11 protein-coding genes are annotated in these 15,067 nt (G+C 68.1%); 7 read left to right on the top strand and 4 right to left on the bottom strand.

Annotation, left to right across the window (positions count from 1 at the left end; genetic code table 11):
- Positions 1-14 precede the first annotated feature (14 nt).
- Entirely contained in the window at positions 15-2,453 is a 2,439-nt protein-coding gene (locus tag ACO2RV_RS08375; protein ID WP_423291767.1) for a penicillin-binding protein 1A, read from the bottom strand.
- Positions 2,454-2,545: 92 nt separating this feature from the next.
- The gene (locus ACO2RV_RS08380; RefSeq protein ID WP_423291769.1) at positions 2,546-3,859 is read right to left on the bottom strand and encodes an N-acetylmuramoyl-L-alanine amidase; all 1,314 of its coding nucleotides are present in this window, start codon (positions 3,857-3,859) and stop codon (positions 2,546-2,548) included.
- An 808-nt stretch (positions 3,860-4,667) separates the two neighbouring features.
- Here ACO2RV_RS08380 and ACO2RV_RS08385 point away from each other — a divergent pair.
- Positions 4,668-7,310: an Rne/Rng family ribonuclease gene (locus tag ACO2RV_RS08385; RefSeq protein ID WP_423291771.1), complete on the top strand. Its 2,643-nt coding sequence runs from the start codon at positions 4,668-4,670 to the stop codon at positions 7,308-7,310.
- Positions 7,311-7,381: 71 nt separating this feature from the next.
- Here ACO2RV_RS08385 and ACO2RV_RS08390 read toward each other — a convergent pair whose 3' ends face one another.
- Positions 7,382-8,584, bottom strand: coding sequence for a pyridoxal phosphate-dependent aminotransferase (locus tag ACO2RV_RS08390; RefSeq protein ID WP_423291773.1), 1,203 nt, complete (start codon positions 8,582-8,584; stop codon positions 7,382-7,384).
- A gap of 145 nt (positions 8,585-8,729) precedes the next feature.
- Here ACO2RV_RS08390 and ACO2RV_RS08395 point away from each other — a divergent pair, with 145 nt between their 5' ends.
- From ACO2RV_RS08395 to aat, 6 genes are all read left to right on the top strand, one after another.
- Complete coding sequence (locus ACO2RV_RS08395) at positions 8,730-10,190, top strand: M48 family metalloprotease (protein ID WP_423291775.1); 1,461 nt, start codon at positions 8,730-8,732, stop codon at positions 10,188-10,190.
- A gap of 43 nt (positions 10,191-10,233) precedes the next feature.
- Positions 10,234-11,031, top strand: a complete 798-nt coding sequence (locus ACO2RV_RS08400) for a DsbA family protein (protein ID WP_423291777.1) — start codon at positions 10,234-10,236, stop codon at positions 11,029-11,031.
- Positions 11,032-11,195: 164 nt separating this feature from the next.
- Positions 11,196-11,633: a type II 3-dehydroquinate dehydratase gene (aroQ, locus tag ACO2RV_RS08405; protein WP_423291779.1), complete on the top strand. Its 438-nt coding sequence runs from the start codon at positions 11,196-11,198 to the stop codon at positions 11,631-11,633.
- Positions 11,634-11,670: 37 nt separating this feature from the next.
- Positions 11,671-12,141 (top strand): acetyl-CoA carboxylase biotin carboxyl carrier protein, encoded by a 471-nt coding sequence (gene accB, locus ACO2RV_RS08410; protein ID WP_423291781.1) that lies wholly within the window; start codon positions 11,671-11,673, stop codon positions 12,139-12,141.
- Between the two features lie 10 nt (positions 12,142-12,151).
- Positions 12,152-13,504 carry an acetyl-CoA carboxylase biotin carboxylase subunit gene (accC, locus tag ACO2RV_RS08415; protein ID WP_423291783.1) on the top strand — a complete coding sequence of 451 codons (1,353 nt, stop codon included), beginning with the start codon at positions 12,152-12,154 and terminating at the stop codon, positions 13,502-13,504.
- 205 nt (positions 13,505-13,709) lie between these two features.
- Positions 13,710-14,387, top strand: coding sequence for a leucyl/phenylalanyl-tRNA--protein transferase (aat, locus tag ACO2RV_RS08420; protein ID WP_423291785.1), 678 nt, complete (start codon positions 13,710-13,712; stop codon positions 14,385-14,387).
- On the opposite strand, the gene ACO2RV_RS08425 is transcribed toward aat, so the two are convergent.
- Complete coding sequence (locus ACO2RV_RS08425) at positions 14,318-14,953, bottom strand: DUF2155 domain-containing protein (protein ID WP_423291787.1); 636 nt, start codon at positions 14,951-14,953, stop codon at positions 14,318-14,320. The two genes, aat and ACO2RV_RS08425, sit on opposite strands and share 70 nt — an antisense overlap.
- Positions 14,954-15,067 lie beyond the last annotated feature (114 nt).

Below are 15,067 nucleotides of genomic sequence, written 5' to 3' on the forward strand. Positions count from 1 at the left end.
GCCGGGGGCGGGCCTCAGTAGAGCCCGCCCGTGCCGCTGCCGCCGATCGCGCGGTCCGCTTCCGGCGAAACGCCGACGGGCTGACCATTGGCGTCGGTGGCGCCGATCACAGAATAGCTGTCCGGCGGCGCCGTGCCGGGCTTGAAGGCTTCGAGGATGGAGTTCTCGCCCGGTCCGGCCCGCAGGCCGGTTTTCGGATTGATGCGGATCAGCTTGATGCCCGGCGGCACGCGGAACGGCACCGCCGGCCGGTCAGCCAGCGCCACCTGCATGAAATCGCGCACCACCGGCGCGGCGATCAGGCCGCCGGTCGAGCCCTTGCCCATGGGCTTGGGCGTATCGAATCCGAGATAGACCGCGACCACCATGTCCGGAGTGAAGCCGACGAACCAGGCGTCTTTTTCCTCGTTGGTCGTACCGCTCTTGCCGGCCACCGGCTTGCCGAGCGCCTTCAGCGCCGTACCGGTGCCGCGCTGGACCACGCCTTCCATCATGCCGACCATCTGATAGGCGGTCATCGGGTCGAGCACCTGCTCGCGACGGTCGATCAGCGTCGGCTCGGGCTGGTCCTGCCACTGCGCCGCGTCGCAGCCGCGGCATTCGCGCTCGTCATGCTTGTAGATCGTCTTGCCGTAGCGATCCTGCACGCGGTCGATCAGCGTCGGCTTCACCTTCTTGCCGCCATTGGCGAAGATCGAATAGCCGCCGGCCATGCGCAGCACGGTGGTCTCGCCCGCGCCGAGTGACATGGAAAGCACCGGCAGCAGGTTGTCCACCACGCCGAAGCGCTTGGCATAGTCGACGATGATCGGCATGCCGAGATCGTTGGCGAGCCGCACCGTCATCACGTTTCGCGACTGTTCAAGGCCGAAGCGCAGCGTCTGCGGGCCATAGAACTTGCCGGAATAGTTTTCCGGCCGCCACGTCGCCTGCCCCGCCTGGTTGAGCTCGAACGGTGCGTCGAGAACGATGCTCGACGGCGTGTAGCCATTGTCGATCGCCGAGGCATAGACGAAGGGCTTGAAGGAGGAGCCCGGCTGGCGCTGCGCCTGCGTGGCCCGGTTGAACTGGCTCTCGTCGAAGGAGAAGCCGCCGGCCATGGCCAGCACGCGGCCGGTCCAGGGGTCCATCGCAACCAGCGCGCCCTCGACACGGGGCTGCTGGCGCAGGCGCCACTGGTCCGGCTTGCCGTCGATAGGCTCGACATAGACCACGTCGCCCGGCTTCAGCACGCTGGCGACGCCCTGCTTGCTGCCGCGCACGGCCCATTTGGCACCGTCGAGGGTGATCACACCGACATCGCGCTGGGAGGACAGCACGCCGGAACGGTCGCGCTGCGGCTGAAGGCCGATGCGCGCGCTCTGCGCGTCCGATTCCAGCACCACGGCGAGGCGCCAGGGGATGTCGGTGAAGGTGCGCACATCGGCGAGGCGCGCGCCCCAGTCGCCGGCGGTGTCGATCCGGCTCACCACGCCATGCCAGCCGCGCTGCTCGTCATAGCGCGTCAGGCCATCGAGCAGCGCCTTCTTGGCGGCGAGCTGGAGCTTGGGATTGAGCGTCGTGCGGACCGAGAGCCCGCCGCCATAGAGCTTGTCCTCGCCATAGCGCTCGAAGATCTCGCGGCGGACTTCCTCGGCGAAATACTCCGCCGAGAAGATGTGCGCGCCGGTCGGCCGCAGCGTGACGGAAAGGTCGGTGGCCTTGGCTTCCTCCGCCTGCTTGGCGGTGATGTAGCCATTCTCCTCCATGCGGTCGATCACCCAGTTGCGGCGCTCGACAGCGGCTTCGTGGCGGCGGAACGGATGGTAATTGTTCGGGCCCTTCGGCAGCGCGGCGAGATAGGCCGCCTCGGCGATGGTGAGCTCGGAGACCGACTTGTCGAAATACAGCAGCGAGGCGGCGGCGACGCCGTAGGAGCCGATGCCGAGATAGATCTCGTTGAGATAGAGTTCGAGGATCTTGTCCTTCGAATAAGCCCGCTCGATGCGCAGCGAGAGCAGCGCTTCCTTGATCTTGCGGTCGAACGACACTTCGTTCGTCAGCAGGAAGTTCTTCGCCACCTGCTGGGTGATGGTGGAGGCGCCCTGCGGACGCCGGCCCGAGCCGTAATTCTGCAGGAAGGCATAGCCCGCGCGGCCGATGCCGGTCAGGTCGATGCCGCCATGCGAATAGAAATTCTTGTCCTCGGCCGAGATGAAGGCGTCCTTCACCAGGGCGGGAATGTTCTGGATCGGCAAATAGAGCCGGCGCTCGCGCGCGTACTCGGCCAACAGCGAGCCGTCCGCCGCGTGGATGCGGGTCATCACCGGCGGCTCGTAGTTCTGCAACTGGCTGTAGTCCGGCAGGTCCTGCGAGAACTTCCAGACGAAATACCCGGCGACCGCGCCACCGACCACGAAAAGGATGGTGCCGAGGGCGAACAGAAAGCCCAAGAACCGCAGAAGCAGCCGCATGCGGCCTTGTCCTCATAAGCTGCGACAGCGCCGCGCCGTTGCGCCACGTGTCCTGTATCCGACGTCGCCCTGGGGCTCCGTGTGCGGGTGAACTATGGCCTAATCGCGGCCGGAGCGGGCTTGGCACCCGCCACCGGCTCGCCCGCGCCCCGGTCCATGCTGGCGGGCATCGCCACCGGGAGTGCATCGCCCGGCTTCTGCGCCGCGAAATAGGCATTGATTGCCGTCACCATGGCATCGGTCACGCTCGATTGCCAGTCCGAGGACATCATCAGCTCAAGGTCCTTGGCGCTGGAGAGATAGCCGAGCTCGAAGAGCACGGACGGCACGTCCGGCGCCTTCAAGACCTTGAAACCAGCCGATTTCAGTGGCGATTTGTGCATCCGCGCCGCATCGCCGACCTGGCCCACGAGCGTCCGAGCGAACTGCGCCGAGAAATTGCGGGTCTCGCGCTGGGCCAGGTCGAACAGGATACCGGCGACGTCGGCAGGCTCCTCGGAGAGGTCGAGGCCGGCAATCATGTCGGCCTTGTTCTCCGAATCGGCGAGGCGCTGCGCCTCCGCGTCCGAGGCCCTGTCCGAGAGCGTGTAGATGGTCGCGCCGCGCACGTCGCCATCGCGCGCCGACAGCGAATCGGCATGCAGCGAGATGAACAGCCGCGCCCCGCTCTCGCGGGCAAACCGCACCCGCTGGCCGAGCGCCACATAGGTATCCTGCGTGCGGGTCATCAGCGCACGATAGCGCCCGGTCTGGTCGAGCTTGTGCCGCAGCTGCTTGGCGATGGCCAGGACAAGATCCTTCTCGGTGACGTTGAAGGCCGGGTTCACCGCCCCCGAATCGATGCCGCCATGGCCGGGATCGATGACGATCACCGGCCGCATGTCGCCGGCCTTCGGCGCCTCACCCCGGGGCATGGTCGGCTCTTCGGCCCGGCGGATCGGGGCCGCCACGGCCTTCAGGAAGCTGACGCGATCGGTCTTGGCGAGATCAACCACGAGGCGCGCCGGCTGGCCGTCCATCGGCTCCAGTACGAACGCCTTGTCGATGGTGACCGGTCCCGAGACATCGAGCACGATGCGCGCCTTGCCCGGCGCGAACAGGCCGAAGCGATAGGCGCTTACCAGCCCCCTTCCCTCCTGCCCGGCCGAGGCCGGCAGGCTGAACACCACGTCGGGAATGTCGACGACGACGCGGTAGGGATCGGCCAGCGTGAAGGCGCCGAGCGGCACGGCACGCGAAAGATCGACCACCAGGCGCGTGCGCTCGCCGTCGCCCGCCAGACGCGCGTCGGTCGCCACCGCGGGCTCCTGGGCCATCGAGGGCGCGCTGCCCGACAGCACGACCAGCGCCGCCGCGAGCAGGAGCCCCGAAATAGCCTCGCGCCACTTGATCGCGCCCCACGTCATCGTCGGTGTTCTAACTCCGGCATCGGCCCTCTGGGGCGGGTGTGGAACATGGGCGGTGAAATGGTCCCCCTTGAGGCCATTTCTAACGAATTAGGAACCTAGAGTTAACCATTGGTTGACCGCGCGACGACGACGGACGCGCCAGCGTGGCGTACCGGCCACGGCTCACGGCGATCGGATCGGACGCGATCCTTGCCAAATCGGCACGCATGCCGCTATTAAGGGCACGCATATGGTTCGCATTCCGGGTCGCTCGCTTGACGTCCGGCTATCGCGGTCCGGCAGCGTTGGGCGATCCAGAAATGGGGATGCCCGGTGGGGATGGCGCCAGCGCTCTTGTGGGCGCGCCACCTCGCTGCAAGCGGCACAGCCGCGAACGCTGTCATGACCACGCATCGGCCGACGTTGTTTCCGGGCCTTCGGACGCGGCATCAGCGCACGCTTCGCCAGCCGGTTGGTTCGCCAATCGATTGCTTCGCATCGAGCGCGCCCGCGAGCTTCGCCGCCATATGCCTCGAGTCGGGCCGCCCGCGGTCGCGGCTTGCCCTGTTCGGTCGAGGAATGGACGGCACCATACGATGACGCGTCAGCCGGCAAGTGCGGATCAGCAGCGGAGCGGGTTCAACCGCTGTGCTTGTGACCGCCGGGCCGCCGTCTCGCGCCAATCCCGTCCGCGCCCCGCACGCGAGGCGTCTCTTCCTTATTCCCTCCTCCCTGACCAATTTCCGGTCAATGTTTACAGGCTCGGCCACAGCCGTCCGGCGTCCTTCGCGACGTCGACGCTGCCGCAGCCGCATATGAGAGTTCTATGGCCAACAAGATGCTTATCGACGCCACCCATCCGGAGGAGACCCGGGTCGTGGTGGTGCGCGGCAACCGAGTCGAGGAATTCGACTTCGAGGCCGCCAACCGCAAGCCGCTGCGCGGCAACATCTACCTCGCCAAGGTAACGCGCGTCGAGCCGTCGCTCCAGGCCGCCTTCATCGAATATGGCGGCAACCGGCATGGCTTCCTCGCCTTCAGCGAGATCCACCCGGACTACTATCAGATCCCGGTCGCCGACCGGCAGGCCCTGCTGGCCGAGGAAGAGCGCCACCAGCGCAAGGAAGCCGAAGCGGAGAACGAGGACAAGCCGCGTGGCCGCTCCCGTCGCCGCGGCGCCGCCAAGGCCACCGAGGGTGACGAGACGGTCTCCGAGGCAGCGTCCGAGGACGGCGAGGCCCCCGCTCCCGCCCGCCGCTCGCGTCGCCGCTCCGACGACGAGGAAGCGACCGGCGAGGTCGAGGAAATTGCCGGCGAGGAAGACATCGTCGACGAGGTCGGCTCGGACGACGCGCTGGAAGAGGTGCCCGAGCGCGCCGCCCCGCGCACCCGCGCCCGCTCCTACAAGATCCAGGAAGTGATCAAGCGCCGGCAGATCATGCTGGTGCAGGTCGTGAAGGAAGAGCGCGGCAACAAGGGTGCGGCGCTCACCACCTATCTCTCGCTCGCCGGTCGCTATTCGGTGCTGATGCCCAACACCGCGCGCGGCGGCGGCATCTCCCGCAAGATCACCTCGGCCGAGGACCGCAAGCGCCTGAAGGAGGTCGCCTCCGACCTCGAAGTGCCGGAGGGCATGGGCGTCATCCTGCGCACCGCCGGCGCCAGCCGCACCAAGCCGGAGATCAAGCGCGACTTCGAATATCTCCTGCGCCTGTGGGAGAATGTGCGCGAGCTCACGCTGGGCTCGACCGCGCCCTCGCTGGTCTATGAGGAAGGCTCGCTGATCAAGCGCTCCATCCGCGACCTCTACAACAAGGACATCGACGAAGTTCTCGTCCAGGGCGACGAGGGCTATCGCGAGGCCAAGGACTTCATGCGCATGCTCATGCCGAGCCATGCGAAGAACGTGAAGATCTACAAGGACCTTCAACCGGTTTTCACCCGCTTCGGGGTGGAGAGCCAGCTCGACGCGATGTTCCTGCCGCAGGTGCAGCTGCGCTCCGGCGGCTATCTCGTCATCAACCCGACCGAGGCGCTGGTCTCCATCGACGTGAACTCGGGTCGCTCGACCCGCGAGCACAATATCGAGGACACCGCGCTCAAGACCAACCTCGAAGCCGCCGAGGAAGTGGCCCGCCAGCTGCGCCTGCGCGATCTCGCGGGCCTCGTCGTGATCGACTTCATCGACATGGACGAGAAGCGCAACAACCGCGCGGTCGAGCGCAAGCTCAAGGAATGCCTGAAGAACGACCGCGCCCGCATCCAGCTCGGCCGTATCTCGCATTTCGGCCTGATGGAGATGAGCCGCCAGCGCATCCGCACCGGCGTGCTGGAGTCCTCCACCGAGGTCTGCCCGCACTGCGGCGGCACCGGCCATGTGCGCTCCTCGCCCTCCGTGGCGCTTCAGGTGCTGCGCGCGGCCGAGGACACGCTCCAGCGCTCCAACGCCTACAACCTCGTCATCCGCACGCGGGCCGAGAACGCGCTCTATGTGCTCAACCACAAGCGCGCGCATCTGCACGAGCTGGAGGAGCGCTTCGGCGTCGTCATCACCATCGCCGCCGATGCGAGCCTGACGGGCCTCGTGCCCTTCGCCATCGACCGCGGCGAGCCGGTGCCCAACCCGATCCCGCTGCCGCGCCCGCCGGAACTGGTCATCGAGCCGGAAGACCTTGAGATCGTCGAGGCCGAGGAGCCGGAGGTCGAGGAGGAAGAAGCGCCGCGCGAGAGCCGTCCGCAGGAAGCTCCCGCCGCTGGCGAGCAGCCGCAGGGTGATGGCGGTCGCCGTCGGCGCCGTCGGCGTCGGCGTCGGCGCGGCGGTGGCCAGAATGGTGAGGGCGGCGAGAACGGCGGCGCTTCGGGCGAGAACGGCACGGACAATGGCGGTGCCGAGTTCGAGGATGATGGCGAGGATGGCGAGGACAGCGCGGCCGAGGTGACCCCCGAGGCGCCGATCGCCGCCGAGGCCGCCGAACAGGTGGTCGAGCTTGCCGAGACAGCCGTCGTGCCGGTGGAAGCGCCGGCAGCCGAGGACGCCCCGGCTGAGGACGAGAAACCGCGCCGCGGCCGTCGTGGTGGCCGCCGGACACGTGGCGCCAAGGCTGACGCGGAGGCCGAAGCGCCGGCCGAGGTCACGGCAGAACCGGCGGCAAGCGCTGCCGCCGAGCCCGCGCCGGTCGTGACCGAGCCTGTTGCCGAGGAGCCGAAGCCGGAAGCCAAGCCGCGCCGCCGCCGCTCCACGGTGCGCGAACGCGCGCCGGTCGCAAGCGCCGAGACGGCGGTCGAGGCGGAGCCCACTCCCGCCACGCCGGCCGAGCCGGTCGCGGAAATCCCCGCACCCGAGGAAGCCGCCGCGCCCGCGCCGGTCGAGGCCGCTCCGGTCGAGGCCCCTGCCCCGGCGTCGAGTGCGCCCGAGCCGGAGCGCCCCCGGCGCACCGGCTGGTGGCAGCGCAAGATCTTCGGCGAGTGAGCGCTCGAACACGCTCCTGAAACGGAAACGGCGCCCTCGGGCGCCGTTTTCCTTTGTGCCGCCGCCGCGCCTCAGCCACGCCGCAGGAAATCACCGATGCGAGTGACCGCCTCGCGCATCTCGCTGGCCGCGCCGGCATAGGACAGGCGCAGATAATGGTGGCCGCGATGCGGGTCGAAATCGACGCCCGGCGTCGCCGCCACATGCGCCTCGTCCAGCAGCCGCCGGGCGAAGCCGGCCGAATCGTCGGTGAAGCGCGATACGTCGGCATAGAGATAGAAAGCGCCGTCGACCGGCAGGAACTCCGGCAGCCCGACCTTGGGAAGGCCCTGTGTGAGAATCAGCCGGTTCTCCTCATAGCCGTGCTTCACCGCCTCCATCTCGGCCGCGCCGTCGAACGCCGCCTCGGCGGCGATCTGCGACAGCGTCGGCACCGAGATCATCAGGTTCTGCTGCAGCCGCTCGACCGCGCGCACCAGCGTCGCCGGCATGACCATCCAGCCGACGCGCCAGCCGGTCATGCAGAAATACTTCGAGAAGGAATGGATGATCGTCGCGTTGGGGCTGATTGCCGCCGCCGTGGTGGCGGGGAAGGCATAGTCGAGGCCGTGATAAATCTCGTCGGAGATGAAACGGATGCCGAGCCCCTCGGCGGTGCGGACCAGTTCGGCCAGCGCCTCGGGCCGCATCATCGTGCCGGTCGGGTTGGCCGGGCTCGCCACCAGCACGCCCTTGAGCGGTGCTTTGGCATGCGCCTGCGCCAGCGCCTCCGGCGTGATCACCCAGCGCGAGGCGGCATCGGTCTCGATCAGCACCGGCTCGCAGCCGAGCGCGGTGAGGATATGGCGATAGGGCGGATAGCCGGGATTGGCGATCGCTACGCGGTCGCCCGGCTCGAACATGGCGAGGAAGGCGAGCAGGAAGCCGGCCGAAGAGCCGGTGGTCACCACCACGCGCGCCGGATCGAGGTCGACATTGTAGGTCTCGCCATAGTGGCGCGCGATCCGGGCGCGCAGCGAGGGGATGCCGAGCGCGGTGGTGTAGCCGATGCGCCCGTGATCCAGAGCGCGCCGGGCCGCCTCGCGCGCCGCCTGCGGCGCGGGCGCGGCCGGCTGGCCCACTTCCATGTGGATGACATGCCCGCCCTCCGCCTCGATGCGCGCGGCGCGCTCCATCACGTCCATGACGATGAACGGAGCGATCTCGCTGCGCCGGGAAGCCCTCGCCAGAATGCTGCCGACGGTTTCCGGAGTTATCGCAGAACTGATGGTCATATTGCTCAACCTTGCGGAACCGCCGCACCCACGCCGCAATCTACGGCTGGTCTCTCGGCCCGCGTTCAATGGAAGATGATGTGCGCGAGACTTGACGCTGACCTCGGGACAGCCTCAAGTCCGCCCAGCCTCGTGCAGTCGATGGATGATGCTTCTGCCCTGCCTTGACAACCCCTCGCTTCGGCATACGCCCGCCACCGCACCGTCGCGGCTGTGCCGGGTGCTGCGCGGAGCTACGGCGGGCCTGGCCTGCTTCGCGGGACTGTCCGGCATGCCTGGCTCCGGTTGGGCGCAGACGCGCCAGCAGCCGACCATCATCCGCGATGCCGAGATCGAGCAGCTGATGCGCGACTATACGCGGCCGATTTACAAGGCCGCCGGGTTGCAGCAGCAGAACATCCAGGTCGTGCTGATCGGCGACGATTCCTTCAACGCCTTCGTCGCCGACGGCAAGCGCATCTTCATCAACACCGGCACGCTGAAGAAGTCGGATACGCCGAACGAGATCATCGGCGTTCTCGCCCACGAGACCGGCCACATCGCCGGCGGCCATCTGGCGCGCATGCGCCAGCAGATGGAGACCGCGCAGACCGCCGCCATCGTCGCCATGCTGCTGGCGGTCGGCGGTGTCGCGGCGGGCGCCTCGTCCGGCACCAACATGGGCAACGCCGCGGCCGGCGCCATGCTGCTGCCGCAGGACGTGGTGCGCCGTTCACTGCTTGCCTATCAGCGCAGCGAGGAACAGGCGGCCGACCGCTCGGCGGTTTCCTATCTCACCGCGACGAAGCAGTCGGCGCGTGGCATGCTCTCCACCATGCAGCGCTTGCAGAACGACCAGATCTTCATCAGCCAGCGCATCGATCCCTATGTACTGAGCCACCCGCTGGCGAGCGAGCGCGTCGCCGCGCTGACCGACATCGCGCAGAAGAGCCCCTATTTCAACGCCAAGGATTCTCCGGAATTGCAGGCGCGGCACGATATGATGCGCGCCAAGCTGGTCGGCTTCACCCAGACGCCGGACTCGGTCGGTCGGGTCTATCCGCCGTCCAATACCGGCATGCCCGCACGCTATGCGCGCGCCATCTCGGCCTATCGCTTCGGCAGCATTCCCGATGCGCTGCGCCAGATCGACGCCCTCATCGCCGAGCAGCCGCGCAACCCCTATTTCTACGAGATCAAGGGGCAGGCCCTGCTCGAAGCCGGCCGGGCGCGCGAGGCGGTGCCGCCGCTGCGCCGGGCGGTCGAACTGTCGAACGGCGCCCCGCTGATCCGCATGCTGCTCGGGCAGGCGCTGGTGGCCACCAACGACAAGGCGACCATGGACGAGGCGGTCCGCGAGCTGAATTTCGGCCTGCAGCGCGAGCCCGCCTCGCCGATCGGCTGGCGCTATCTCGCCATGGCCTATGGCCAGCGCGGCGACTATCCCAATGCCGACCTCGCCTCGGCGCAATCGGCGCTGCTCAATGGCGAATACCGGCTCGCGCGGGAGCTCGCCACCCGCGCCAAGTCCAGATTCGCGCTCGGCTCACCCGGCTGGCTCAAGGCGGACGACATCCTGAATTTCAAGCCGCCGCAGGAAGCGATGCGGCGCAAGCCGACACCATGATCCCTTTCAACGCCTATCTGTCTTTGACCCTGGAGACCGCAACATGCCGCCGCTGACCCTTCTTCGCCGCGCCGGCCGCAGCGCGATCGCTGCCTGCCTCGCGATCGGCATCGGCGTTGGCCTCGGCGCCGGATTTGGCGCCTCTCCGGCTTCCGCGCTCGACGATGCCCAGCGCAAGGAATTCGAGACCGTCATCCGCGACTACCTCATCAAGAATCCCGAGGTCATCCAGGAAGCCATCGCCGAGCTGCAGAAGCGGCAGGCGGCGGCCGAAGCGAGCCAGCGCCAGCAGGCGCTCGCCGCCCTCAAGCCGCAGATCTTCGATTCCCCGCGCGGGATCGTGGTCGGCAATCCGCAGGGCGACGTCACGCTGGTCGAGTTCTTCGATTACAATTGCGGCTACTGCAAGCGGGCGCTGGCCGACATGCAGGAGCTGGTGAAGAACGACCCGAAGCTCAAGGTCGTGCTCAAGGAATTCCCGGTGCTCGGGCCGGGCTCGGTCGAGGCGGCGCAGGTCGCGGTCGCGGTGCGCCTCGTCGCGCCGGACAAGTACTACGCCTTCCACCAGAAGCTGCTCGGCGACCGCGGTCAGGCCAACAAGGCCAAGGCGCTCGCCGCTGCCGCCGACGTCGGCATCGACACGGCGGCGCTGGAAAAGAAGCTGTCCGACCCGGAAATCAACGCCACGCTGCAGGAGAGCCTGCAGATCGCCGACCAGCTCGGCATCGACGGGACGCCGAGCTATGTGGTGGGCGACGCGGTCATCGTCGGCGCGGTCGGCCACGACCAGATCCGCGGTGCGCTCGATGCGATGCGCAAATGCGGCAAGGCGCAGTGCTGAGCACCGGGCCGCGCGCATCGCGTTCCGTGATGCGCTCCCCGGTGCGTTCTCTGGGGGTTAGTTGGCGCGCGGGCCCGGTGGGGCTTGGCGTTTGGCAAGCCATTGCCTATAACCCCGCGGCTGTCCCGGCAGATGCCGGGCAGTCGCTGGCTATTTGAGGCGCGATGCCCGACACCGTGCATGTTCTCAACGGACCGAACCTGAACCTGCTCGGCACGCGCGAGCCGGCGATCTACGGCCGTGCGACGCTTGCCGACATCGAGTCCGCCTGCCGCGCCGCCTGTGAACGCCACGGGCTGGAGCTGGTGTTCCGCCAGACCAACCACGAGGGCGAGCTCGTCACCCTGCTGCAGCAGGCCGGCGGTTCGCTCGGCGTCGTGCTCAACGCCGCCGCCTACACCCACACCTCCGTCGCCATCGCCGACGCCATCAAGGCGGTCGGCCTCAATGTCGTCGAAGTGCACCTGTCCAACGTCTTCGCGCGCGAAGCCTTCCGCCATCATTCCTATATTTCGCCGGTCGCCCGCGGGGTGATCTGCGGCCTGGGGATCGAGGGATATCGGCTCGCCATCGACGCGCTCGCCGCGAGCCGGGTCAGCTGAAGGAGAGAGACGGGCAAGCCGCCGTCACGGGATCATGATGAAAACCAACAAGCCGAACATCGACCCCGCGCTGGTGCGCGAGATCGCCAACCTGCTCTCCGAGAGCGACCTCACCGAGATCGAGGTGCAGCACGAGGATCTGCGCATCCGCGTCGTGCGGACCGCCCCGACGGTCTACGCCGCGCCGGCGCCGATCGCGGTCGCCGCGCCCGCCCCCGTCGCTGCGGTAGCCGCCGCGCCGGCCAGCGCCGCCATCGAGGACGTCGCCAAGCATCCCGGCGCCGTGGCCTCGCCCATGGTCGGCACCGCCTATCTGTCGCCGGAACCGGGCGCGCGCGCCTTCATCGACATCGGCACCGTGGTGAAGGAAGGCCAGACCCTCCTCATCGTCGAGGCGATGAAGACCATGAACGCGATCCCTGCGCCGCGCGCGGGCACCGTCACCCGCATCCTGGTGGAAAACGCGCAGCCGGTCGAATATGGCGAGCCGCTCGTGATCATCGAGTGAGGACCGCCTGATGTTCGGCAAGATCCTGATTGCCAATCGCGGCGAGATCGCGCTGCGGGTGCTGCGCGCCTGCAAGGAGATGGGCATCGCGACCGTGGCGGTGCACTCCACCGCCGACGCCGACGCGATGCATGTGAAGCTCGCCGACGAGAGCGTGTGCATCGGGCCGCCGTCGGCGAAGGACAGCTATCTCAACATTCCCGCCCTGCTCGCCGCCTGCGAGATCACCGGCGCGGAAGCGGTGCACCCCGGCTACGGCTTCCTGTCGGAGAATGCGCGGTTCGCGGAAATCCTGATCGACCACGGCGTGCAGTTCATCGGGCCCAAGCCCGAGCACATCCGCATCATGGGCGACAAGATCGAGGCCAAGCGCACCGCCAAGAAGCTCGGCATTCCCTGCGTTCCCGGCTCCGAGGGCGGCATTTCCACCGATGAGGAAGCGGCCAAGGTCGCGGACGACATCGGCTTCCCCGTTCTCATCAAGGCCGCCGCCGGCGGCGGTGGGCGCGGCATGAAGGTCGCGCGCTCGCCGGAGGAACTGTCCTCGGCGCTGTCGCAGGCCCGCTCGGAAGCCCGCGCCGCCTTCGGCGACGACGCGGTCTATATCGAGAAATACCTCGGCACGCCGCGCCACATCGAGATCCAGGTTCTGGGCGACGGCAAGGGCAACGCCGTCCACCTCGGCGAGCGCGACTGCTCGCTGCAGCGCCGGCACCAGAAGGTGTGGGAGGAAGCCCCCTCCCCGACCATCACCGCCGCGCAGCGCGAGCGCATCGGCGAGACCGTCGCCAAGGCCATGCGCGACATGAAGTATCTCGGCGCGGGCACCATCGAGTTCCTGTACGAGAACGGCGAGTTCTACTTCATCGAGATGAACACCCGCATCCAGGTGGAGCATCCGGTGACGGAGGCGATCACCGGGTTCGACCTGATCCGCGAGCAGATCCGCGTCGCCGCCGGCGAAACGATGAGCTTCACCCAGGACGACGTGGTGCTGCGCGGCCATGCCATCGAGTGCCGGGTGAATGCCGAGCACCCGCGCACCTTCCGCCCCTCGCCGGGCCGGATCGCCAACTGGCACGTGCCCGGCGGCTTCGGCGTGCGCGTCGATTCGGCGGTGTATCAGGGCTATGCGATCCCGCCCTATTACGACAGCATGATCGGCAAGCTGATCGTGCATGGCCGCGATCGCGCCGAGTGCCTGATGCGCCTGCAGCGCGCGCTCGACGAATTCGTGGTCGAGGGCATCGAGACGACGCTGCCGCTGTTCCGCGAACTGGTGCGCAACGAGGATATCAAGCGCGGCGCCTACGACATCCACTGGCTGGAGCACTTCCTGGCCGAGGGCGAGCCGGGGACCTGAGGTCTCGCGCCTTCGCCAAGCCGCCGCCGACAGAATGCAGCGATGCCCGGACCCGTTCCGGGCATCCGTCGTTTCCGACTACCCCCGTCTCATGCGGCGGCATCGGCATGACAACCTGCAATTTCGCCGTGCTTTCGCGGCTTTCGCCCTCCGCGCGCCCGCGCCATGCCTTCACAGGGCCGTCGATCTTCGTCATTCTGGCGTCATGTCACGCCCGCGCGAGCATCAGGTCGAGATCACGCCGGAAGTCCTGCTGAAGGCCTATGCCTGCGGCATCTTTCCCATGGCCGAAAGCGCGGACGATCCCGGCCTCTACTGGATCGAGCCCGAGCGGCGCGGCGTCATCCCGCTCGACGAGTTCACCATCTCCAGCCGGCTCGCCCGCACGGTGCGCTCCGACCGTTTCGAAATCCGCATCGACCATGATTTCGAGGCGGTGCTGGACGGCTGCGCCGCGCCGGCGGAGGGGCGCGGCTCGACCTGGATCAACCAGCGCATCCGCAAGCTCTATTGCGACCTGCATGCCCGCGGCTTCTGCCACTCGATCGAGGCATGGCAGGATGGCGAGCTCGCTGGCGGGCTCTATGGCGTGCGGCTCGGGCGCGCCTTCTTCGGCGAGAGCATGTTCCACCGGGCGCGCGACGCCTCCAAGGTGGCTCTAGTGCATCTGGTGGGACGGCTGAAGCTCGGCGGCTTCACCCTGCTCGACACGCAGTTCGTGACCGACCATCTGCGCAGCTTCGGCGCAATCGAGGTCTCGCGGCGCCACTACCACCGCCTGCTGAGCCAGGCGCTGGAGGGCGACGGCGATTTCTACTGCTGGCCGCCGGGCGAGGCGATCACCGGCGCGGTCTGTTTGCAGTCGGTCAGCCACACGTCATAGATCGGGTGCTCGACGCCGTGCAGGCCGGGGCTGGAGGCGAACATCCAGCCGCCGAACAGCGGCTGCACCTTCCCGTCGAGCGCGATCTCGTGAACCTCGACGAAGCCGGTCGTGTTCTTCGTCTCGGTCGAGGGCCGCGTATAGCAGGCGCGCGGCGTGATGCGCAGCGCGCCGAACTGCACCGTCTCGTTGATGGCGACGTCGAAGGAGATGATTCGCCCGGTGATCTTGTCGAGGCCGGAGAAAACGGCCGTCTTGTTGGCGATCTTCTCGGTCGGCGGCTGCACCACCTCGATGTCGCCGCTGGGGCCGACCGTCGCCTGTCCCGGCACTTCCGGCTGGGCCGGCGCGGGAGCGCGCACCTCCCCCCCCTCCGGCGGCGCCATGATCGAGGGCACGCCCGGACCACCCGGCGGCGAATCGGGGTTCTCCACCGCGCCGGGAGGCGGCGCCAGCGGCTGGCTCTCGACACCACCCTGCCAGGACTGCTGGGCCGACGCAGGGACGGCCAGCATCAGCAGCGCGAGAAGGGCGGGTGCGGCAGAACGTATCGAAGCGGAGAGCATCGCGGAGCCTTTGGAACCGCACACCGATGGCGGCGCACGTCGCGGCCCAACTTGCGGGGCAATGCGGCGATGTCGGGGCGAACGCCGGATCCGGCCGGCATCGCGCGGGAGCGC

Origin of the sequence: Ancylobacter sp. VNQ12 (assembly GCF_049445835.1) — a bacterium.
Taxonomy (GTDB): Bacteria; Pseudomonadota; Alphaproteobacteria; order Rhizobiales; family Xanthobacteraceae; genus Ancylobacter.